The sequence below is a fragment of the Winogradskyella ludwigii genome (genome assembly GCF_013403985.1).
GTDB lineage: Bacteria > Bacteroidota > Bacteroidia > Flavobacteriales > Flavobacteriaceae > Winogradskyella > Winogradskyella ludwigii.
Genome location: NZ_JABFDF010000004.1, coordinates 432,998 through 455,111 on the forward strand (window position 1 = coordinate 432,998; position 22,114 = coordinate 455,111).

The 22,114-nt window shown below is 30.9% G+C and carries 20 protein-coding genes; 15 read left to right on the plus strand and 5 right to left on the minus strand.

All coding sequences use genetic code 11. The features are described from left to right. Positions 1–23 precede the first annotated feature (23 nt). Together HM981_RS12400 and HM981_RS12405 are read left to right on the plus strand one after the other, a co-directional pair. Complete coding sequence (locus HM981_RS12400; protein ID WP_179339116.1) at positions 24–1,439, plus strand: PQQ-dependent sugar dehydrogenase; 1,416 nt, start codon at positions 24–26, stop codon at positions 1,437–1,439. Further along, entirely contained in the window at positions 1,439–2,155 is a 717-nt protein-coding gene (locus tag HM981_RS12405) for an SAM-dependent methyltransferase (RefSeq protein WP_179339117.1), read from the plus strand. Before HM981_RS12400 ends, HM981_RS12405 begins: the two co-directional genes overlap by 1 nt. Before the next feature lie 64 nt (positions 2,156–2,219). On the opposite strand, the gene HM981_RS12410 is transcribed toward HM981_RS12405, so the two are convergent. The 5 genes from HM981_RS12410 to dapF form a co-directional block, all read right to left on the minus strand. Continuing rightward, the gene (locus HM981_RS12410; protein WP_179339118.1) at positions 2,220–2,876 is read right to left on the minus strand and encodes a peptidoglycan-binding protein LysM; all 657 of its coding nucleotides are present in this window, start codon (positions 2,874–2,876) and stop codon (positions 2,220–2,222) included. Positions 2,877–2,994: 118 nt separating this feature from the next. Further along, on the minus strand, positions 2,995–3,876 hold the full coding sequence (locus HM981_RS12415) for a DUF2279 domain-containing protein (protein ID WP_179339147.1): 882 nt from the start codon (positions 3,874–3,876) through the stop codon (positions 2,995–2,997). Between the two features lie 25 nt (positions 3,877–3,901). Next, on the minus strand, positions 3,902–4,945 hold the full coding sequence (mltG, locus tag HM981_RS12420) for an endolytic transglycosylase MltG (RefSeq protein ID WP_179339119.1): 1,044 nt from the start codon (positions 4,943–4,945) through the stop codon (positions 3,902–3,904). 2 nt (positions 4,946–4,947) lie between these two features. Then, entirely contained in the window at positions 4,948–5,472 is a 525-nt protein-coding gene (locus HM981_RS12425) for a GNAT family N-acetyltransferase (RefSeq protein WP_179339120.1), read from the minus strand. Continuing rightward, complete coding sequence (gene dapF, locus HM981_RS12430) at positions 5,466–6,245, minus strand: diaminopimelate epimerase (protein WP_179339121.1); 780 nt, start codon at positions 6,243–6,245, stop codon at positions 5,466–5,468. The genes HM981_RS12425 and dapF overlap by 7 nt, the downstream gene beginning before the upstream one ends. A gap of 172 nt (positions 6,246–6,417) precedes the next feature. Here dapF and HM981_RS12435 point away from each other — a divergent pair, with 172 nt between their 5' ends. From HM981_RS12435 to HM981_RS12495, 13 genes are all read left to right on the plus strand, one after another. Then, entirely contained in the window at positions 6,418–7,830 is a 1,413-nt protein-coding gene (locus HM981_RS12435) for a S1C family serine protease (RefSeq protein ID WP_179339122.1), read from the plus strand. Between the two features lie 304 nt (positions 7,831–8,134). Further along, positions 8,135–9,583 carry a glyceraldehyde-3-phosphate dehydrogenase gene (locus HM981_RS12440; protein WP_179339123.1) on the plus strand — a complete coding sequence of 483 codons (1,449 nt, stop codon included), beginning with the start codon at positions 8,135–8,137 and terminating at the stop codon, positions 9,581–9,583. Positions 9,584–9,851: 268 nt separating this feature from the next. Next, positions 9,852–10,478 carry a tRNA (guanine-N1)-methyltransferase gene (locus HM981_RS12445; RefSeq protein ID WP_179339124.1) on the plus strand — a complete coding sequence of 209 codons (627 nt, stop codon included), beginning with the start codon at positions 9,852–9,854 and terminating at the stop codon, positions 10,476–10,478. Between the two features lie 105 nt (positions 10,479–10,583). Next, complete coding sequence (locus HM981_RS12450) at positions 10,584–11,672, plus strand: acyltransferase family protein (protein ID WP_179339125.1); 1,089 nt, start codon at positions 10,584–10,586, stop codon at positions 11,670–11,672. Positions 11,673–11,748: 76 nt separating this feature from the next. Beyond that, positions 11,749–12,426: a tRNA (guanosine(37)-N1)-methyltransferase TrmD gene (gene trmD / locus HM981_RS12455; RefSeq protein ID WP_179339126.1), complete on the plus strand. Its 678-nt coding sequence runs from the start codon at positions 11,749–11,751 to the stop codon at positions 12,424–12,426. Between the two features lie 19 nt (positions 12,427–12,445). Beyond that, complete coding sequence (locus tag HM981_RS12460; RefSeq protein ID WP_179339127.1) at positions 12,446–12,766, plus strand: hypothetical protein; 321 nt, start codon at positions 12,446–12,448, stop codon at positions 12,764–12,766. A gap of 177 nt (positions 12,767–12,943) precedes the next feature. Further along, positions 12,944–13,294 carry a 50S ribosomal protein L19 gene (gene rplS / locus HM981_RS12465; RefSeq protein WP_179339128.1) on the plus strand — a complete coding sequence of 117 codons (351 nt, stop codon included), beginning with the start codon at positions 12,944–12,946 and terminating at the stop codon, positions 13,292–13,294. 809 nt (positions 13,295–14,103) lie between these two features. Continuing rightward, the gene (locus HM981_RS12470; protein ID WP_179339129.1) at positions 14,104–14,679 is read left to right on the plus strand and encodes a pentapeptide repeat-containing protein; all 576 of its coding nucleotides are present in this window, start codon (positions 14,104–14,106) and stop codon (positions 14,677–14,679) included. A gap of 146 nt (positions 14,680–14,825) precedes the next feature. Continuing rightward, positions 14,826–17,048, plus strand: coding sequence for an NADP-dependent isocitrate dehydrogenase (locus HM981_RS12475; RefSeq protein ID WP_179339130.1), 2,223 nt, complete (start codon positions 14,826–14,828; stop codon positions 17,046–17,048). Between the two features lie 140 nt (positions 17,049–17,188). Further along, entirely contained in the window at positions 17,189–19,564 is a 2,376-nt protein-coding gene (locus HM981_RS12480; protein ID WP_179339131.1) for a TonB-dependent receptor, read from the plus strand. A 3-nt stretch (positions 19,565–19,567) separates the two neighbouring features. Next, on the plus strand, positions 19,568–20,383 hold the full coding sequence (locus tag HM981_RS12485; RefSeq protein WP_179339132.1) for a DUF4249 domain-containing protein: 816 nt from the start codon (positions 19,568–19,570) through the stop codon (positions 20,381–20,383). Between the two features lie 197 nt (positions 20,384–20,580). Next, positions 20,581–21,396: an N-acetylmuramic acid 6-phosphate etherase gene (murQ, locus tag HM981_RS12490; RefSeq protein ID WP_179339133.1), complete on the plus strand. Its 816-nt coding sequence runs from the start codon at positions 20,581–20,583 to the stop codon at positions 21,394–21,396. Next, positions 21,380–21,619 carry a DUF6095 family protein gene (locus tag HM981_RS12495; RefSeq protein ID WP_179339134.1) on the plus strand — a complete coding sequence of 80 codons (240 nt, stop codon included), beginning with the start codon at positions 21,380–21,382 and terminating at the stop codon, positions 21,617–21,619. The genes murQ and HM981_RS12495 overlap by 17 nt, the downstream gene beginning before the upstream one ends. The last annotated feature ends 495 nt before the right edge of the window (positions 21,620–22,114 follow it).

Genomic DNA, 22,114 nt, shown 5'->3' on the forward strand with positions numbered 1-22,114 from the left:
ACCCAACACTTAATCAATTTAAGATGAAAGCACCATTATTATTGTTCTTTTTAGGATTTATTGCTTCTTCTTATGCTCAAGACTTAGAATTAGAACTATTTGCTTCAAATTTAGAAAGTCCTGTTAATATCAAACATGCTGGAAACGACAAACTTTATGTTGTAGAACGAGATGGTTTTATAAAAATCATTAATGCCGATGGCACCATTGAAAGTACATTATTCTTAGACATTGATAGCAAAGTGATAAATACAGGGAGCGAGAGAGGTCTTCTCGGTTTAGCTTTCCATCCCGATTATGCATCAAATGGCTACTTTTTTGTAAACTATATTAATAATTCTGGCAATACTGTAATTTCAAGATTCTCTAGAAATACGATTAATCCTTTGCTGGCAGATCCTGATTCTGAACTTATCATTTTAAGCTACGATCAACCTTATACAAATCATAATGGTGGAGATTTAGCTTTTGGTGCAGATGGCTATTTATATATTTCATCAGGTGATGGAGGCAGCGGTGGAGATCCAGATAATTATGGACAGAACACCTTAAGTTTATTGGGTAAAATTTTAAGATTAGATATTAATATTACTACGTCTACTGAAAATTACACGATTCCGTCTACTAATCCATTTGTAGGAAACACTAACTTCAGAGCAGAAATTTGGGCTTATGGTTTAAGAAATCCATGGAAATTTTCTTTCGATCGCTTAAATGGAGATTTATGGATTGCAGATGTTGGTCAGAATAATTTTGAAGAAATAAATCGTGTCTCTGCTGCAGAAGCTGCCGCAGGAATAAATTACGGATGGCGTTGTTACGAAGCCAATGCACCTTACAATACAAATGGCTGCGGTGATGTAAGTACTTACACCTTTCCAATTGATGGCTATAGTCACACTGATGATGGTTTATTTAAATGTTCTATCACTGGAGGCTATAGATATAGAGGCTTAGAATATTCAGGATTTGAAGGTTGGTACTTTTTTGCCGATTATTGCAGTCAAGAAATTGGCTATTTAGTTTATGACGATACTACAGATACCTGGACAAAAACATTGAATCTTTTTACTGGTAATTGGTCTGCTTTTGGAGAAGCTTATAATGGAGAACTTTATATTTCGGATCTATCAAGTGGAAATATTTACAAAATTACAGATACAACTTTAAGTATAGGTGAAGATTTAAGTTCAAATATTTCGATTTATCCAAATCCAAGTGAAACTATTGTAAATATTAATTTCGGAACAACCAGTAACAAAAATATAGATGTTACTATATCAATTTACGATATTCAAGGTCATCTTGTAAAATCTATTCAACGTAATAACCACATTATACAACAAATAAATACTTCGGACCTTTCTACTGGTATCTATATCCTAAAGATTGGATCTAAAACCGGAGCCCAGACCTCACATAAACTAGTTATAAATTAATGAACACAACAAAAGGGAAATTATATCTCATACCTACACGATTAGGCGATAATCCGCCATTAGAAGTTTTACCAATTTCAATAAAAAAAGTAATTGAGGATATTGATTATTATATCGTAGAAAATGAAAAAACAGCACGCCGATTTATTAAACGTGTTTCACCAGGCAAATCACAACCTTCATTAAAACTCCAAGTACTTAATAAATACACTACTGAAGCTGAACGCAATACTTATTTAGATAGTTGTTTGGAAGGAATTTCTATTGGTTTACTTTCTGAAGCAGGCTGTCCTGCAATTGCAGATCCTGGTGCAGATATTGTAGGCTTGGCACATCAAATGGATATTAAAGTTGTACCATTGGTTGGACCTTCTTCTATTTTACTAGCCTTAATGGCTTCTGGTATGAATGGTCAAAGTTTCACATTTAATGGCTACTTACCTATTGATAAAAGCGAACGAAAAGCAAAACTAAAAACTTTAGAACGCTTATCTTCTGAACATAATCAGTCTCAAATTTTTATTGAAACTCCTTATAGGAACATGAAAATGATTGAAGATTTAGCAAACACATTGCATCCAAATACGAGACTTTGTGTGGCTTGTGATTTAACTCTTCCAACCGAATTCATTAGAACCAAAACCGCAAAGGATTGGAAACACAATAAAGAAGATCTTCATAAAAGACCTGCTATATTTATAATACAGAAGGACTAAAAGAATAAATAAGTTGAAGTTATAGAGGATAATACACTTTTTTACATACGTAGTAAGTAATGTATTAAAGTGTTACTCTTGCTTTCTTATCTGGTGTAATCATAGACGTATCGTAGCCCGAAAACTTTTTCATATAATACTTAACAGATGAACCGTAAGCATCTGATAAATTTTGAACACCATAACTACGTAAAAACTTCTTTACGCTTCCTGGTCCAGCTAAGTGAGCAGCAGCCAAAATACCTGATTCAGTAATTTCTACACCACCAATACGCTTTCCGTTAAAACGTTTAATGTCTTTTCTAAGCACCCACTTATTACGTTCTGCATTTGCAATAAATGCTTTTTCTTGTAACTCAGGATTGTATAAAAATTGATTTGGTGTATAAATACCGATTACTTTTAAGGTTTCTGCACCAAATTGATACTTGCCTAAATACCCTAAAGTATTCACCGTAAAATAATCTCCTCTAGATTCTTTAAAAGCTAATGCTTCTTTAAATCCTTCAAAAGATTTTCCCAAATGTGGTGTAAACATATTATAATCTAAAGGATGGTCTTGAGTAACCATAGCTAAATCTTCAGATATGTTGTAATTAAGCTCTAAACCTTCTGTAGAATAAACTTCAGGATTAAGAGTTGAATCTGGATACAATGCTAATGCCATTAATAAACAAATTGCAAAAGGTACTATGAAATTTGTAATGCTACTTTTAATCATAACAGCTAAATTTTAATGACAAAATAGTTTCCCCAAACCGTCTCGTCAAATTCGCGTGCAAATATACAACCTTTTTGTAATAATTGAAAATCAAGCGATTAAGTGTCTTCAATCACCTTTAAAAGTAGACAGAGTGCCAGTTTACACGTCCATTGTCATTCAATTCTAAAGTTGGAAAAGGTACTTTTATAACGTTAAAAACGTCAAAAATGGTTTTTAAGAACTGAGAATTGGTTTTAATTCTAGTTAAATCGACATCTAAACTCAAATAGAATTGACGTCTTCTATTTTGATTTAAGAATAAAGGATCATTAGCTTCTCCTGTTAACATACCTTCTGCTCCATAACCAAAAGCGACGTTTAACCAATTAGGAATGGTTTCTGTTTTTAAAAACGAATTAATATTAGCACTTAACCAATACGTTTGTCCATTATAATCTTTTAAAAACTCTTCAGACAAACCATTACCTAATTTATTGGGACGTTGTTTTGCGAATCGTGTTCTATGGAATGAATACTTTAAGACTATACGCTGTTCTTGCCACAGTAATTGTTGCCCAACATACAAGCCAGTTCCTGTAGCATTGGCTGCCATATCTGTCCAGGAAAAACCCCATTCTTCGGAAAAACCATCCAATACTTCTACTGCTGTCAAAAAACCAAATCCTAAAGTAGAACCATAAATTAATTGGTCTTTTTCACTAACTCCTGCCCAATTTAAAGTATTAGATCCTAGCCTTCCTAATTGATAAGATGAAAATACATGTCCCATTTTATCCATCTGTAACCATTCTCCACTATCATTTAACGTTTTAAAACTTGAACGTTCATAATCTGCATACCATAATTGATTAAGACCAACTAATGTTGCAGTAGCTAAAGTGGCTTCTGTAATGACTACAGTATTTCGGCGTGATATATTTAAAGAATCACTTGGTTTTAAAAACGAATTGAACGTTGATTGAGAAAATAGCGAACTACTTACCAATAAGAAAAACATAATATAACCAAATATAGATCTCACCTTATTTATTAATACCTTGAGAAGATAAATAACTGTGATAAGCTCTCGCATTGTTATTATGCTGGCCTAAAGTTTTGGCAAACTTATGATAACCTATACGCTTCGCATCTGCAGCAAAATACAAATAACTGTGTGTTTCGGGTTTTAAAACAGCATTAATAGCCGATAAATCTGGCATCGCAATAAGTCCTGGAGGTAAACCAGTATTCTTATAAGTGTTATAAGGAGAGTCTATTTCCTTATGAATATTTAAGACACGTCTTATAATGGTGTTCTTATATTTAGGTAATTGATAAGCTGCAAATTTTAAAGTTGGATCTGCTTGTAACGGCATACCAATACGTAATCTATTAAGATAAACACCTGCAACTCTGGGTTGCTCATCGGCTTGTTTGGATTCTTCGTGAACAATAGACGCCAAGGTTATGATTTCATTTGGGCTTAAATTCAATTTTTTAGCTTGTGCTTTTCTTGTTTCTGTCCAAAAACGATTATACTCTGTTAACATTCTATCTCTAAATGTCTCTGCAGATGTATTCCAGAAAAACTCATAACTATTTGGCAAATACATACCTAAAGCTGTTGCTTTATTAAAGCCATTTTTAGTCAAAAATGCTTCGTCTGTCATTGCGTTTAATAAAGACAGACTATCAGCTTCAATTTGTGTACTTATTCTTTCTGCTAAGTCTGCAATACTATGTTGATTGTTAAACGCAATTTTAAGAGGTAGATTTTTACTTCTTATAGAATTAATAATATCATTATTATTCATGCCTTTAGTAATAGCAAAACGTCCCGCTTTAAGGTTGGTAGTGTACCTTTTCTGGTTGGCAAGTGCATCAAATGCTTCAATATCGTCTAAAAGTGGTTCTAATTGCGAGCGTACTTCAGGGTACGTAGCATTGGTTGGTACATAGATGTATGCCGTTTCATTTTCGAAACTTGTATTTGGAGAAAACATAGCTCCATATATAAAATAGGCTACATAAGCGCAAATCAATAAACCAATAAGAGCAATAGCCCAAAGTATTTTTTTAATGTACATAGTTAATCGTTAATTCGTTGTAATAGATATTCGTTAGTATAATTTTTACCGTCGAAACTCCAATCTTTTTTTAATCCAATTTTTTCAAAACCATTCGTTTTAAATAAGCTTAAACTTGCTGAATTAGTTTCAGAAATATTAGCATAAACTTGACGCAAATGTAAAGTTTGAAAACAATAATTCACTAACAATTCTAGAGCTTCTTTACCATAACCAAGATTTCTATTGGCTTTATCTTGAATAAGGATTCCAATACCTGCACGCTTATTTTTTATATCAAAATCAAACACATCAATTAAACCAATGGTGTAATCGTTGTTATCACAAATTGCTAACCGTAATTGTTTCGCTTCAAAAATATCTTGCTGCGCATTTTCGAGATATTGTTTTATTAAAAATCTCGAGTATGGTGTTTGTGTATCACTCAATTCCCAAAGTTCAGTATCGTTTTCAATACTGTAAACAAACTCTAAATCTTCAGGTTCTAAGGCTCTTAAATAAATTTGTTTTCCTTTTAAACTTACCATTCTAATTCGCCTTTAAAAACTTGTTTTGCAGGTCCTACTAACCAAATGTTGTTGTAACCATTTTCCTCACTATTAAAGGTTACCTTGAGTATACCTCCTGGTGTTTTTAAACTCACTGCATTACTTTTGGTTTTACCACTTTTATGCATAGCTAAAGCGACTGCAGTAACACCTGTTCCGCAAGAAAATGTTTCATCTTCTACTCCACGCTCATAAGTTCTTACCGCAAAACTTTCGGCAGATAGTTGCTCTACAAAATTGACATTACTACCTTTTTCGTTGTAAGGTTGGCCATATCTAATTTTTGCACCATTAGCTTTGACTTCAAAATTAGATAATCCTGAAACCATCTCTACATGATGAGGAGAACCTGTGTCTAAAAACTGATGGTTATCATAAGCTTCAATTTCAGAAATATCTTGCATTTGAAGATGAACTGTTCCGTTTTCAATTTTAGCTTTATGCAAGCCATCTATTGCTATAAACTCTGTGTAGTTTTCAATGACACCTAAGAATTTAGCAAAAGCTACAATACATCTTCCTCCATTACCACACATGCTGCTTTCATTACCATCTGCATTAAAATAGACCATTTTAAAGTCTACATCTTTATCGTTTTCTAAAAGAATAAATCCATCTGCACCAATACCAAAACGTCTGTCGCAAATTTCTGCTATACGTTTAGTATCCGTTTTATCTATGTTTTGTAAACGATTATCTACGATAACAAAATCGTTTCCTGTGCCTTGATATTTATAAAATGTCATAATCATATATAAGAGGCAAATATAAGAATATTACACTGTATTATGCCTTGTTAAAGCGTCGTTAAATTTGACGTTAAATAGTCGTTAAAATGAAAAACGAAACTAATAAATTTCTAATTTTAATCGTTAGTTAAACACAAATAGTAATAGAATAGTTAAACTTAAAACTGAAAAAAACATGAAGAAGATTCTAACATTAGTATGCGTTTCGGCATTAGGTGGCCTATTAACCCTTGGCGGTTATAAACTTTTTATTGAAAACAATAATAATCAATTAGCTGTAGAACAGTCCGCTGAGTTCCCTATGGTTGTGCCTACAAGCAATACTGTAAACGCAATAAATAACAACACAACTTTGACGCCCAATTTTATTGAAGCAGCAGATAAATCTATACATTCTGTGGTACACGTAAAAAACACAGCGATTGTAAATGCACCAACGAGTATGCAAGATTTGTTTTACGGACGAAGTTCACAGCGCGCTCAAGTAGGAACAGGAAGTGGCGTTATTATTTCTCCAACCGGTTATATTGTAACTAATAACCACGTGATTAGAAATGCTAACGAAATTAGCATTACGTTAAATAACAATAAATCTTATATGGCCGAGTTAATTGGTACAGATGAAGCTACTGATATTGCTTTATTAAAAATTGAGCCAGATGAAGATTTACCATTTATGGCATTTGGAGATTCTGATAGCGCAAAAATTGGAGAATGGGTGTTAGCCGTTGGTAATCCTTTTAACTTAAACTCTACAGTTACTGCAGGAATTATTAGTGCAAAATCTAGAGACTTATCGGGTAAAAACATGCAGTCTTTTATACAAACTGATGCCGCTGTAAATCCAGGTAACTCAGGAGGTGCTTTGGTAAATACAAATGGAGATTTAATTGGTATTAACACCGCTATTTCGTCGCAAACAGGTTCTTATATTGGATATTCTTTTGCCGTTCCAAGTAATATTGCTAGAAAAATTGTGAATGATATCATGGAATATGGTAATGTTCAAAACGGAATTCTCGGTGTTGTTGGAGGTGCTCTTAATAGTAAAGCGTCTGAAGAATTAGGAACAGATACCACTGAAGGCTTTTATGTTAGCGATGTGCAAGAAGACACAGGTGCAGAAAAGGCAGGTATTCAATCTGGTGATATTATTAAGAAAATTGATAATGTAGAAATTAATAAATTTTCAGACTTAACCGGTTATTTAAAAACAAAAAGTCCAGATGATGTTGTAAACGTAACTTTATTAAGAGATGGAGACGAAAAGGAACTACCTGTAACCTTATTAAAGATCTCAAGCTATAATTTACCAACTATTGGACTTATTAAAAATGCATCAGAAAAAGATCTTAAAAACTTTAAAGCTGAATATGGCGTTAAAATCTCAAAGTTAGATGAAGCTAATAAATTATCTTGGAATAAAAATGGTGTTGAAGAAGGTAGTATTATCACAAAAATTAATAGTAAAAAATTATATTCTATAGATGATGCTCAAAATGCCATCAAAACAAGACAATATAACGAACACCTTCAAATTGAAGTGATCAATAATCAAGGTGAAAAAGTAGTGTTTAATTTTAGATAAAAAAGTTGTTATTATTTCGTAATAAAGCCTCTTCAAAGTATGATTCTTTGAAGAGGCTTTATTTTTATTTAAAGATACTACGAAAACGTTTGAAATATAGTACTTTTGCAAAAAATAAGAGCTAATTTTAGTTAGAATAAGTACAAAAAAAGCAATTTATTTTGGCTTTATATTTCACTTAAACCATAGTATCAATTAGGTTTATTTTCCATTAGAGGCAAAAAATAAAGACAGTGATTATTGTATTAATTTCAATCTAAAAATAGTATTTGAAACTAAATAAAAACTAAAACCACACCAAAAAATGGGATTTAACGAATCTTACGAAAAAGAATTAGCTTTTCAAGCTGATCGTCGCAGAGCAACTGTTGAGTTTATTAAAATTATTAGCGATTTATGGTACGATAAGTCTATTGAACTTGTCATATTTAGAAATCAGTTAATAGATAGAAATGTAAGCGAAATTTTAAACTTGCATGAGTATGCTGGAGCCTTTGTCCAGAAACCAATTTCTATTTTTGATTCTGTTGAAATTGCACAAGCCATTAGTACTTTAAACTTACCACCTTCCAAATTAGATATTGGAAAACTAACTTACGAATTCCATTTAGAAGATGAAAAATATGGCAATGCTACAGCTTTTGTTTCATCTAAATTAGGAGAAGCTAAAGACAATAAAAGTATAAAACCTAAAGATGTTGTTCTCTATGGTTTTGGAAGAATTGGTAGATTGGTGGCACGCGAATTAATGACACGTACAGGAAAAGGAACACAATTACGATTGAGAGCAATTGTAACTAGAGGCGAGATTACTGAAACTGTGTTAGAAAAAAGAGCGTCCTTATTAAGGAATGATTCTGTACATGGTGATTTTTCAGGTATGGTTAGTACTGATATAAAAAACTCAGCTTTAATTATTAATGGAACAACTGTAAAGATTATTTCTGCTAATGCACCTGAAGATATTGATTACACAACATATGGAATCAATAATGCGTTGGTAATTGATAATACTGGAGTATTTAGAGATAAAGAAGCGTTAAGCAGACATCTCAAAGCCAAAGGTGTAGACAAAGTTTTATTAACTGCTCCAGGGAAAGGTATTCCCAATATTGTACATGGTGTAAATCATACAGAACACAATCCGGATAAAGTAAAAATAGTATCTGCAGCATCTTGTACAACAAATGCTATTACTCCTATTTTAAAAGCTATTGAAGATTCTTTCGGAATTAAAACGGGCCATTTAGAAACTATTCATTCTTATACAAACGACCAAAACTTAGTAGATAATTTCCATAGTAAATACAGACGTGGTCGTGCTGCTGCATTAAACATGGTGATTACAGAAACTGGAGCTGGCCAAGCGGCAAGTAAAGCATTACCATCTCTAGAAGGTAAGCTAACATCTAATGCCATTAGAGTTCCTGTTCCAAACGGATCTTTAGCTATTCTTAATTTAGAATTAGAACAGGAAACATCTGTAGAAAGCATAAATACCATTATGAAAAAGTATGCATTAGAAGGTGATTTAGTAGAACAAATTAAATACGAAATGCGTGACGAATTAGTATCTAGTGATATTATTGGCAGCTCTGCTCCTGCTATTTATGACAGTAAAGCAACCATTGTTAGAAAAGACGGAAAAAACGCTATACTATATATATGGTATGATAATGAATATGGTTATAGCCAGCAAGTTATTAGGTTAGCAAAATACATTTCTAAAGTAAGACGCTATGCTTATTATTAGATATTATGGAAAGAGAAAAATAATTAAATCTTGCCTCAGGGCAAGATTTTTTTTATGATTATAAAACTGAATTACAGCGACTTAAAAACCTAAAGTATTTAAGAGACTGTATTGTTTAAAAAATCAACATCTGAAATATAATTTATGACGTATATAATTTGCGTTATAATTTTTTGACGCTATATGTTTGATAATTTCTTTATGATATCCTTATAAAATTATTACCTTGTCAACCAATTAATTTAAAACAACCAAAATTACCTCTAAGATGAAATTCTTGACTAAAGTTTCTGTAATTCTACTAGTGACATTCAGTTTACAAATAACAAACGGACAATCAAACGATGACGATGCTGAAGACAAGCTGTCATTAAATAGCGGTACAATTGATAGCCAATTTGAATATATCTTTAAAAAATCTGGTAATTTTAAAGGTACCAACGGACAGAAGTATGAAGCCGTTAAATTCTCGTGGCTTTTAACGCTAAAATCGCATGTTCTTGATTCTTTAAAAACAACGTACACTAAATTAGAAAATTCCGAAAAAGTAGTTGGAAATCAAACTAAAGAAATTGAAGAGCTAAAAAGCAAACTTGCAAATACGCAAAGTAACTTAGAACAAACAGACTCAGAAAAAAACAATATGGCTTTACTTGGTATGCAAACTAGTAAAACCAATTATAATGTTATTATGTGGTCTATCATTGCTGGTTTATTTGCTTTTTTATTGTTATTTATCTATAAATTTAAAGGTAGCAATTCTTCAACACGTGAAGCCAAACTAAGACTTGATGAAGTAGAAACAGAATTTGAAGACCACAGACGTAATGCCTTAGAGCGTGAGCAAAAAGTAAGACGTCAGTTACAAGACGAATTAAATAAGCATAAGTCTTAAAACTCAAACATTAGATGACCAACTTTAATTAAAACAAGGCAACCGTAAATTAATTGAAAATAAAAGCCAATACTTTTGATTAAAAAACTAAAGATAATTTAAAACGTGTCATTAAAATCAGACAATAGAGTTTACCTGTTAGACTTGTTTAGATTTATTGCAGCTTTAGTCGTTGTTCTTTATCATTATTTATTTAGAGGTTATTCTGCCGATAATTTGTCTGATTTAAACTTTAGTGAAATCAGTGCTTATTCTAAATATGGTTTTTTTGGTATTAATATTTTCTTTATTATCAGTGGTTTTGTCATTTCACTCTCTATTAAGGAAGGCTCTTTAATAAAATTTGTGATTTCAAGAGTTTCAAGACTATATCCTGTTTATTGGATTTGTGTATTTCTGACCTTTATAGTGATTATACTATTTGGTGCTCCAAGATTTAATGCAGAGGTTAGTCAGTTTATTTTAAACCTTTCTATGTTTCATAACTATCTAAGAATAGAAAGTATTGATGGAGTGTACTGGACACTTTTTATAGAAATGAAATTCTATATTTTTGTAATTGGTTTTTATTTACTCCTAAATAAATTTAAAAAACTAAAATTAGATTACTTAATTTATACTTGGTTAACGCTTTCTATATTGTATGTATTTTTTAATGAACTTTTAATTTTTAGAATTGCTAAAGCCTTCTTTATTTTAGATTGGAGTTCGTATTTTATAGCAGGAATTATTTTCTATCAGGTTTACAACAATAAATTGAATTTAAAATACTTCTTATTATTATCCGTTACTTTATTAATTTCATTACAACACACTATTTTAGAAACTGTAAAAAAGGCTAATCATTTTAATACTGAATTTTCTCCGATTGTAGCTTGTAGTATAATTACCCTGTTTTATTTACTAATGTTACTCGTTGCTTGCAACAAATTAACACGTCTTAATTCTTCAAAATTTATTAAAATTGGGATGCTAACATATCCATTATATTTACTTCATCAAAAGATTGGATATATTATTTTTGATAATTTAGGAGACGTCGTTAATAAATATGTACTCGTAATTTCCACAACGTTTTTAATGGTTGTTTTATCATATATATTAAGCGGATTCTATGAACCTAAGGTATCGTATTATTTAAAATCTAAATTAAAACAGCTATCAATAAAGTACCTAAACGTATCTAAAAATTAAAGAACATATTTGATAGTTCTGAATATTTATAAATTTCTTCAATTAGCCCTATCTTCGCAACCTATTTTAAGAAATTATGCGCATAGATATTATAACTGTATTACCAGAACTTTTAAAAAGTCCGTTTGAAGCCTCTATTTTAAAACGAGCTATTGAAGCTGGTTTGGTAGAAGTACATTTTCACAATTTAAGAGATTTTGCAACAGGTGGATACAAATCTGTAGACGATACACAATTTGGAGGAGGAGCTGGAATGGTAATGACCATAGAGCCTATAGATAAATGTATTTCAAAGCTAAAAAACGAACGTAATTACGACGAAATTATTTATATGACACCTGATGGAGAGCAGCTTAACCAAAGTATTGCTAACCAAACCTCTTTAAAAGAAAATATTATTATTCTTTGTGGTCATTATAAAGGAGTAGACCAACGTGTACGAGATAGATTTATAACTCGGGAAATATCGATTGGAGATTATGTACTCTCTGGTGGCGAATTAGGAGCAGCCGTTTTGTGTGATGCGATAATCCGTTTAATTCCTGGAGTATTGGGTAATGAAACATCTGCCTTAACAGATTCATTTCAGGATAATTTATTAGCACCACCAATTTATACTAAACCTAGAGAATACGATGGTATGAAAGTGCCAGAAATATTATTCAGCGGTAACTTCCCAAAAATTGAAAAATGGAGAGAAGAACAAGCTTATAAAAGAACACAAGAAAGGCGACCAGATTTATTGGAAGATTAATAAAAAAATATTTTAAATAATGGATAGCTCAACAGAAATACTTTTTACAGTAGGTCAAATTATTAGTAGCTTTTCTACATTGATTCTATTGATTGCCTCAATTATTCTTTTTGTTAAAAAGAAAACTTTGGCTACATGGTTAATTTTAATTGGTAACAGCATGGGCTGTATTACATATATAGGTAGTATATTTCTTAGTTTTTTTGCAGGTAAAGAAAGTATGGATACATTTTTAATAGCTCAAGGTATTTCTACAATTGTTCAAAGCATGTTCTATTTAATATTTGCTATTGGTTTAATACTATTAGTCTTATCTGAATTTTCAAAAAAACAGATTTAAAAGCCTATTCTGTTTATAATTATAGTCTCGAATTAGCCTAAAAACCAACACACTAAAATTTCACACCCAAAGTATTGCCAATAAACAAAAAAGTATTATTTTTGCAAACCAATTTGGACTAACCTCTGGCGAGAATCGTGAATGTTACTTTGAATTAACTATTATAAATAAAACAAAATGAATTTAGTAAAATTTGTACAAGACGAATTTGTAACACGTAAAGACTTTCCAGAATTTAGTGCTGGTGATACAATCACAGTATTCTACGAAATTAGAGAAGGAGAAAAAGTACGTACGCAGTTTTTTAGAGGTGTTGTATTACAACGTAAAGGAAGTGGATCTTCTGAAACGTTTACAATCCGTAAAATGTCTGGAACAGTTGGTGTAGAGCGTATCTTCCCTGTTAACTTACCTGCTTTACAAAAAGTTGAAGTTAACAAACGTGGTAAAGTACGTAGAGCTAGAATTTTCTACTTTAGAGGTCTTACAGGTAAGAAAGCTAGAATCAAAGAAGTTAGAAGAAAATAATTTTAACTTATATATTACAATTAAAAGTCTTCTTTTTAGAAGGCTTTTTTTTATGCTTATTAACAAAAGTTAATAAGCATGGTTCATAAGCTGTTGATATCTAAAAGGTTGATTAAACCTTAAATCCAAATTAATTATTTAAATTAGTAAAACAATTAATAATAAGTCTAATTTTGTTTTTAAAATCTATTTCAGATTTATGTTAGTTGTTACTTAAAGACACGTTCTTTACGTATTGAGGTTGTTTTTGAGATTGTATACCAACTTGCAATAACAAGTGTTTGGAAAAACAATCATGAAATTTTAGTTAGATCATATAACTAAGATGAAAAGCTTTTAAACTTGAAGTAGATTCGAAAGTGAACACAAGAGATGAGCAATGTTTTATGTTGTAGTACTTATGTAAATAAGAACCAAAAACATAAAATATCGAAAAAACAAACCTAAGAAACATAGTAATATCAGGTCAATACATTTTGAAAGATATGAATTGTTTCGATTTGAAACGGATACTTTATAACCGAAAAATCTGTGAACATATGTGATACAGTAGATTTAGTAAAGCTAAATGGGTAATACTAGTAACGTTTCTAAGAAAGCCATATCAGCTCAGTTTTACTGTAGTGATATGGCTTTTTATTTGTATTCAACTATAATAATAATAATAATAATAACGTTTATAGCTTGATTAGTTTATATCATAATTACTTATTTCGTTGTTTAGAGCGAAATACTTCAAACTACTATGAAGATAAAGAAATAGAAACCTTTAACTATTCACTATACAATTTCTTTTGTATTCTTGTAATATGATTCTACCATTAACAGATCAAGAAGATTTTAATAATCAAGATTTCACATTAGTTCCGCTACAAAAAGCAGAATATTCAGACTGTATTTTTACCAACTGTAATTTTGAGAATTCAGACCTTTCAAATAATAGTTTTTTAGAATGTACGTTCATCGATTGTAATTTTAGCAATGTTAATGTAATGCACACAACGTTTAATACTATTATATTTAAAAGTTGTAAAATCGTAGGTGTCCTATTTCAAAACTGTAATACTTTTTTACTCTCATTTAAGTTTACAGATTGTACTTTAAATTTAAGTAGTTTCTATCAATTAAAAATTCAACATACCACATTTTCTAATTGTATAATGCATCAAGTAGATTTTACAGAGACGGATGCCAATCATGTAATTTTTAAAGATTGTGATTTAAAACAATCCATTTTTCAACAATCTAACCTACAATCTGCCGATTTTTATTCAGCTTATAATCTTTCCATAAACCCTTCAGAAAATAAAATAAAGCAAGCTAAGTTTTCAAAACAAAATATTTCTGGCTTATTGGAAGCATATAATATTCGCATCAGTGACTAATTTTCAAACATTATACAATAATTTACCATTTTATTGAACTTTAGGCTTGTTTAGTGCATATCTTATTCGTGTAAAAATCAATCGTTTTCGTATATTTGTTCAGCTTAATTTTAAGCAGATTATTATTTAAATTATTTTTAAGACTTATGACAAAAACAGCAAAGATTGTTTATACAAAAACGGATGAAGCACCAGCTTTAGCAACACGTTCTTTTTTACCTATTGTTCAATCATTTACAAAGTCTTCTGGGATAACAATTGAAACGAAAGACATATCATTAGCTGCTAGAATTTTAGCTGCTTTTCCAGATTTTCTTACAGACGATCAACAAGTAACAGATGCCTTATTAGAATTAGGCGAATTAGCTAAAAAACCTGAAGCTAATATTATAAAATTACCTAACATTAGTGCTTCCGTACCGCAACTTATTGCCGCTATTGAAGAATTACAAGGTAAAGGATTCAAGATTCCGAGTTATCCAGATGAGCCTAAAGATGATGCTGAAAAGGATATTAAATCACGATTCGATAAAATAAAAGGAAGTGCTGTTAACCCAGTACTAAGAGAAGGTAATTCTGACAGACGTGCACCAAAAGCCGTTAAAAATTACGCTAAGAAAAACCCTCACAGTATGGGTGCTTGGACATCAGATTCTAAAACACATGTTTCAACAATGTCTAAAGGAGATTTTGCAAATAATGAAAAATCTGTAACCTTAGACGAGGCCACTTCAATTAACATTGTACATACGGATGCTAAAGGAAACAAAACCAACTTAAAAAGTGATTTAGGTTTACTAAAAGGTGAAATTATCGATGCAACGGTAATGAGTAAAAAAGCCTTAATTGAATTTTTAGAAGAACAAGTAGAAGATGCTTTAGATAAAAGCGTATTATTTTCTCTACACATGAAAGCAACCATGATGAAGGTATCAGACCCTATCATTTTTGGTCATGCGGTACGTGTATTTTTTGATGATTTATTCAAAAAACATGGAAAAACTTTTGAGAAAATTGGTGTCGATGTAAATAATGGATTTGGTAACTTACTTGAAAAACTAAGTGAACTTCCAGAAGAAAAAAGAGATATTATAAGAGAAGATATTCGATTTGCATTAAATCACGGAGCTGATTTAGCCATGGTAAATTCTGATAGAGGAATTACTAATCTTCATGTACCAAGTGATGTAATTATTGATGCGTCTATGCCAGCAATGATTAGAACTTCTGGTCAAATGTGGAATGCAGAAGGAAAATTACAAGATACAAAAGCGGTAATACCAGATAGTAGTTATGCTGGAGTTTATAGCGCAACTATTGATTTTTGTAAAAAGAATGGTGCTTTTGATCCAACAACAATGGGAACTGTACCAAACGTAGGACTTATGGCTCAAAAGGCTGAAGAATATGGTTCTCACGATAAAACTTTCGAGATTGCTTCTAAAGGAAAAGTAGAAGTTATTGATGCAGATGGAAAAGTGCTTTTAACTCATAAAGTAGAAGAAGGTGATCTCTGGAGAATGTGCCAAGCTAAAGATGCACCAATTCAAGACTGGGTAAAACTCGCCGTTACTAGAGCAAGAGCTTCACAAACACCTGCTGTTTTCTGGTTAGATAAGAAAAGAGCACATGATGCTGAATTAATCAAAAAAGTAAACTTATATCTTAAAGATCATGATACTGAAGGTTTAGATATTAGAATTCTTTCTTTAGTTGATGCTACAAACTTTACTTTAAAAAGAATTAAAGAAGGAAAAGATACTATTTCTGTTACAGGAAACGTACTTAGAGATTACTTAACAGATTTATTTCCTATTTTAGAAGTTGGTACAAGTGCAAAAATGTTATCTATTGTTCCATTAATGAATGGTGGTGGATTATTTGAAACTGGAGCTGGTGGATCTGCACCTAAGCATGTTCAACAATTTCTTGCTGAAGACCATTTACGTTGGGATTCTTTAGGTGAATTTTTAGCTTTAGCTGTTTCTTTAGAACATTTTTCTCAAGTAAATGATAATAAAAAAGCAAGTATTTTAGGTAAAACCTTAGATGATGCTTCTGATAAATTATTAGAAAATAGAAAAGGTCCTTCAAGAAAAGTAAATGAATTAGATAACAGAGGAAGTCATTTTTATTTAGCTCTATATTGGGCTGAAGCATTAGCTAACCAAGATAATGATGCCGATTTAAAAGCTGAGTTTACTAATGTCTTCAATGCACTATCTTCTAATGAGGAAGCGATTGTAAAAGAACTTATCGATTGTCAAGGAGAACCTGTAGACACAGGAGGATATTACCTTCCTAACGAAGATTTAATTACTAATGCTATGCGTCCAAGTAAGGCATTTAATGCAATTATAAATGCATAACTATTAATATTTTATTATGTTAAAAGCTTCCTTCGGGAAGCTTTTTTTATTCTTTTCATTTATTTTTAATGCAATGTAATAAAGTGCTATTTAAAGCGTCGAGTATACATATAACAACCAACTTACATCAATTATAAATTATGGTATTACTTCTTAAAAGAATTTTGCTCATATTTTTATTAAGTCCTTTCTTCCTTCAATCTCAAGAAAAATTCACATTAAGTGGAACTGTTTCAGACCAACTCAGTAATGAAACACTTATTGGTGTGAATATAATAATTCCGGAATTGCAAACCGGAACCATTACTAACGAGTATGGCTTCTACTCTATTACATTACCAGAAGGCACATATGAAATACAAATTAGTTACTTAGGCTATAAAACTATTTCAGAAACATTAATACTTAAAGAAGCTATTACCAAAAATTATAAACTTGAAGAAGCTGCTGAAAGCTTGGATGAAGTTGTAATTATAGATGATATTGAAAGACTAGATATAAAAAAACCACAGATGAGCGTCAATTCTTTATCTATAAAAACAATAAAGAATATGCCTGTTGTTTTAGGTGAAGTAGATGTTATAAAATCTATTACACTTTTGCCTGGCGTTACTAATGCAGGTGAAGGTTCTTCAGGTTTTAATGTAAGAGGTGGTGCTGCAGACCAAAATCTTATTCTTTTAGATGAGGCTACAATTTTTAATTCATCGCACCTTTTTGGTTTCTTTTCAGTATTTAATCCAGATGCTATAAAAGATATTAAATTATACAAAGGTGGAATACCATCTAAATACGGAGGTCGTATATCTTCGGTTTTAGATATCTATCAAAAAGAAGGAAATAGTAAGTCTTTTCATATGAATGGAGGAATCGGACTTATATCTAGTAGATTATTAGCTGAAGGTCCAATAAAAAAAGACAAAGGATCCTTTTTAATTGGTGGTCGTAGTAGTTATGCTCACCTTTTCTTACCGCTTTTTGATTTAGATAATGTTGCTTATTTTTATGACGTCAACACAAAATTAAGTTACAATATAAACGATAATAACAACATTTATCTTTCTGGTTATTTTGGACGTGATGTTTTTAAATTTTCAGATACTTTCGAAAATACCTTCGGAAATTCTGTAGTCAACTTTAGATGGAATCATCTTTTTTCTGACAAACTATTTTCTAATTTATCGCTTATTTATTCAGACTATTATTATGGATTGCAATTAAGTTTTGTTGGTTTCGATTGGGATTCAGGTATAAAAAACTTTAATCTTAAATACGATTTTAAACATTACATCAATAATAATTTTAAACTAGAATATGGTTTAAACAGTATGTATTACAAATTTAATCCAGGGGATATTAAACCTATTAATGACAATTCGGGTATTAATCCCTATAAACTTATTGATAAATACGCATTCGAAAATGCTGTTTACATAGACGCAGAACATAAAATTAGTGATAAATTATCTGTTAGCTATGGTGCTAGATTAAGCATGTTTCACAGATTAGGACAAGATGAATTAAATGTATATGAAAACGATAATCCATTAATATTTAATGAAACCTTTGGTATCTACGAAAAAGCCGATCCTATAGGCACAGAAACTTTTAGTAAAAGTGATGTCATAGAATCTTTTGCAAACCTAGAGCCTCGTTTAGCTATTGCTTATCAATTAAATGATAAATCTTCTGTAAAAGCAAGTTACAATCGTATGAGCCAATATTTACATTTATTGTCTAATACAAGCTCACCAACACCTTTAGATGTTTGGTCGCCGAGCGGAAAATATATAAAACCACAATTATTAGATCAAGTTGCTATTGGATATTTCAAAACATTCAATAACAATGCGTATTCATTAGAGGTCGAAAGTTTTTATAAAACCATTAAAAATCGTATTGATTATATTGATGGTGCAGATTTAATTGCAAACGATGCTATTGAACAAGTTATCCTAAATGGTGAAGGTAGAGCTTATGGCTTGGAAGTTCTTCTCAAAAAAAACAAAGGTAAATTTACAGGCTGGTTAGCATATACACTCTCTAAATCGGAGCAAAGAACACAAGGAAGAACAGCAATTGAAACTGGAATTAATAATGGAGAATGGTACAATACACCTTATGATAAAACACACGATATTTCCCTAACAGGAAGTTATGAATTAAATAAAAAATGGTCATTTAGTTCTAATCTTATTTTTCAGACAGGTCAACCAACCACCTTTCCTAATGGACAGTATCAATACAACGATATTATTATTCCTAATTACGAAGCTAGAAATTCTAGTAGACTTCCATCGTATCATCGCTTAGATGTAGCTGTAAATTATAATCCAAATCCTGAGAGTACTAAAAATTTTAAAGGAGAATGGGTGTTCGGAATATATAACATTTACAACCGAAAGAATGCAGCAAGTATTTCGTTTAGCGAAAACAGAAATACCGGAAATAATGAAGCTACACGCTTAGCTATTTTTGGTATAGTACCATCATTTTCTTATAATTTTAAATTCTAAATCATGAAAAAAATAATATATATAGTTTGTTTTTTAGGACTTTTCACAACTTGTGAAGATGTTATAGATGTAGATTTAAACACAACAGAACCCAAATTAGTGATTGAAGCTTCAATTAACTATTTTAAAAATACATTAGGTAACAACCAAACTGTAAAACTCACATTGTCTGCTCCATTTTTTGACGATGCTATTCCACCAGCGACTGGTGCTACTGTTCAAATTTCAGATCCCTTTGGGAATATTTTCAATTTTATTGAAACTGATAATACAGGTATATACCTAACAGATACATTCATTCCTGTAATAGGTGAAACTTATCAATTAGAAATAACTTATAACAGTGAACTATATACAGCCACCGAAACATTAACATCTGTAGTACCTATAGACTATGTAGAGCAAAATAACGAAGGAGGTTTTTCAGGTGAGGATATAGAACTAAAGGCTTATTATACAGATCCAATAGGTATAGAAAATTACTATTTCTTTGAATTTATAAGCGATATACCTGTAGTACCTACTTTAAATGTTTATGACGATACTTTTACTGATGGAAATGAAATATTTGGATTTTACACAGAAGAAGATTTAGAATCTGGTGATGTCGTTACTATAAGAAACTATGGTAGTTCAAGTCAATTTTATGATTTTATGTTTATCCTTCTACAGCAAGGAAGTGATTCAAGCGGAGGTCCTTTTGAAACTCAACCAGCAACTATAAGAGGAAACTGTATAAATACAACAAATCCAGATAACTTTCCATACGGTTATTTTAGATTATCTGAAGTAGACGAACTGGTCTATACCGTAGAGTAAATAATTATTTTTGGCATTCCCCACTAACGGTGGGTCGCGTCATCCACTATATCTTTTTACTACCATATTTATTAAATAATATAAGCACTCCATTTTTAATCTAATAATTAAAATAACATTTCTAAATTATGTAAAAAGTATGCCGTTACTACCGCTAATGCAGCCTATCCGCCAAAATTATTTCTTACCTTTATAGCATGACATTTATAAAAACAACAGAGCAAGACTCTAATTATAATAATCTCGAAAATATGACCATTAACGAGATTATACATTCTATAAATAAAGAAGATCAAAGTGTTCCTCTTGCTGTAGAAAAAGCTTTACCACAAATAGAAAATCTAATTTCTCAGATAGTTAATAAACTAAATATTGGAGGCCGACTCTTTTATATAGGAGCTGGTACAAGTGGCAGATTAGGCATACTAGATGCTTCAGAGTGTCCACCAACTTTTGGTGTTCCACATAGTTTAGTTATCGGTATTATAGCAGGAGGAGATAAAGCGATAAGAAAAGCTGTAGAAAATGCCGAAGATTCAACGACTCAAGGTTGGAATGATTTAGAAGCTCATAACGTTTCAGAAAACGATGTTGTAATTGGTATTGCCGCTTCTGGCACAACACCATATGTAATTAGTGCTTTAGAAAAATGCAATTCTAATAATATAATTACTGGTTGTATCACATGTAATCATATTAGCCCTTTGTCATTAACTGCACAATTTCCAATTGAGGTTATTGTAGGACCAGAATTCCTCACAGGAAGTTCAAGAATGAAAGCAGGTACAGCCCAAAAACTTGTTCTTAATATGATTACTACAACAGTAATGATTCAATTAGGAAAAGTAAAAGGAAATAAAATGGTAGACATGCAGCTAAGTAATGACAAATTAGTCAATAGAGCTATACAAATGATTGTAAATGAGCTGTGCATTTCTGAATCAGAAGCATCCCTATTATTAAGTAAACACAAAAACGTTAGAGAAAGCATAACTCATGGAAGAAGAAAATAATACAGATAGAGATATTTTAGCAAAAGGTATAAAACGTTTAGCTATATGCTTAGGATTAATGTTTGCTGGTCCAACACTTTTACATTTAGCTTTAGATAATAGTGAAAAGCCGCTTTACATTCCATTACTAATTATAGCTTTTATACTTTGTATTGGAGCTGTAGCCTTTTTGTTTTTAGGTATTAATACTGTTTTAGACAGTATCTTTAAGAAGAAAAAATGACAACTATTTTCTATATACTATAATAGTAAAAATCCCATCTCTACAGATGGGATTTTTATTTTTAAATATTCAATTAAGCTTAGATAAGCTTATATTTTCTTTAATACCTATATTAGGTTATAAATAATGAACAATAAAAACTTATGATTGAATCAATTATGTGCCAATACACATTGTAAAATAAAAAAGTCCCATGTATTACTGATTGGTTAGTAATACAAAATACTTATAAAAATAGATCCATTTCTAAAAAATGCATAGAAGGAATATTTACCATAATTTATAATAAATTAAATTATTTTGGATGTTATATAATAACAAGTAAACTGATTGGCCCTTTTATTATAATGAAACAACAGAGAACTGTCTGGTTAGAAGAATTTATTAGACTGCAATATTATGTTTATAAAAAAAGGGAATAAACAAAAAAAACCCTTACTAGTTATCTAGTAAGGGTTCTTAAAAAAGGCGGCGACCTACTCTTCCACAGTTAAG

Bases quoted from the DNA above. Each gene is read 5' to 3' on its own strand.
- HM981_RS12485 (WP_179339132.1), top strand. From the start codon at position 19,568: ATGAAAAAAATAATATATATAGTTTGTTTTTTAGGACTTTTCACAACT.
- rplS (WP_179339128.1), top strand. From the start codon at position 12,944: ATGAATTTAGTAAAATTTGTACAAGACGAATTTGTAACACGTAAAGAC.
- HM981_RS12415 (WP_179339147.1), bottom strand. From the start codon at position 3,876: ATGTTTTTCTTATTGGTAAGTAGTTCGCTATTTTCTCAATCAACGTTC.
- trmD (WP_179339126.1), top strand. From the start codon at position 11,749: ATGCGCATAGATATTATAACTGTATTACCAGAACTTTTAAAAAGTCCG.
- HM981_RS12400 (WP_179339116.1), top strand. From the start codon at position 24: ATGAAAGCACCATTATTATTGTTCTTTTTAGGATTTATTGCTTCTTCT.
- HM981_RS12495 (WP_179339134.1), top strand. From the start codon at position 21,380: ATGGAAGAAGAAAATAATACAGATAGAGATATTTTAGCAAAAGGTATA.
- dapF (WP_179339121.1), bottom strand. From the start codon at position 6,245: ATGATTATGACATTTTATAAATATCAAGGCACAGGAAACGATTTTGTT.
- HM981_RS12410 (WP_179339118.1), bottom strand. From the start codon at position 2,876: ATGATTAAAAGTAGCATTACAAATTTCATAGTACCTTTTGCAATTTGT.
- murQ (WP_179339133.1), top strand. From the start codon at position 20,581: ATGACATTTATAAAAACAACAGAGCAAGACTCTAATTATAATAATCTC.
- HM981_RS12470 (WP_179339129.1), top strand. From the start codon at position 14,104: ATGATTCTACCATTAACAGATCAAGAAGATTTTAATAATCAAGATTTC.
- HM981_RS12445 (WP_179339124.1), top strand. From the start codon at position 9,852: ATGAAATTCTTGACTAAAGTTTCTGTAATTCTACTAGTGACATTCAGT.
- HM981_RS12405 (WP_179339117.1), top strand. From the start codon at position 1,439: ATGAACACAACAAAAGGGAAATTATATCTCATACCTACACGATTAGGC.
- HM981_RS12480 (WP_179339131.1), top strand. From the start codon at position 17,189: ATGGTATTACTTCTTAAAAGAATTTTGCTCATATTTTTATTAAGTCCT.
- HM981_RS12435 (WP_179339122.1), top strand. From the start codon at position 6,418: ATGAAGAAGATTCTAACATTAGTATGCGTTTCGGCATTAGGTGGCCTA.
- mltG (WP_179339119.1), bottom strand. From the start codon at position 4,945: ATGTACATTAAAAAAATACTTTGGGCTATTGCTCTTATTGGTTTATTG.
- HM981_RS12475 (WP_179339130.1), top strand. From the start codon at position 14,826: ATGACAAAAACAGCAAAGATTGTTTATACAAAAACGGATGAAGCACCA.
- HM981_RS12440 (WP_179339123.1), top strand. From the start codon at position 8,135: ATGGGATTTAACGAATCTTACGAAAAAGAATTAGCTTTTCAAGCTGAT.
- HM981_RS12425 (WP_179339120.1), bottom strand. From the start codon at position 5,472: ATGGTAAGTTTAAAAGGAAAACAAATTTATTTAAGAGCCTTAGAACCT.
- HM981_RS12460 (WP_179339127.1), top strand. From the start codon at position 12,446: ATGGATAGCTCAACAGAAATACTTTTTACAGTAGGTCAAATTATTAGT.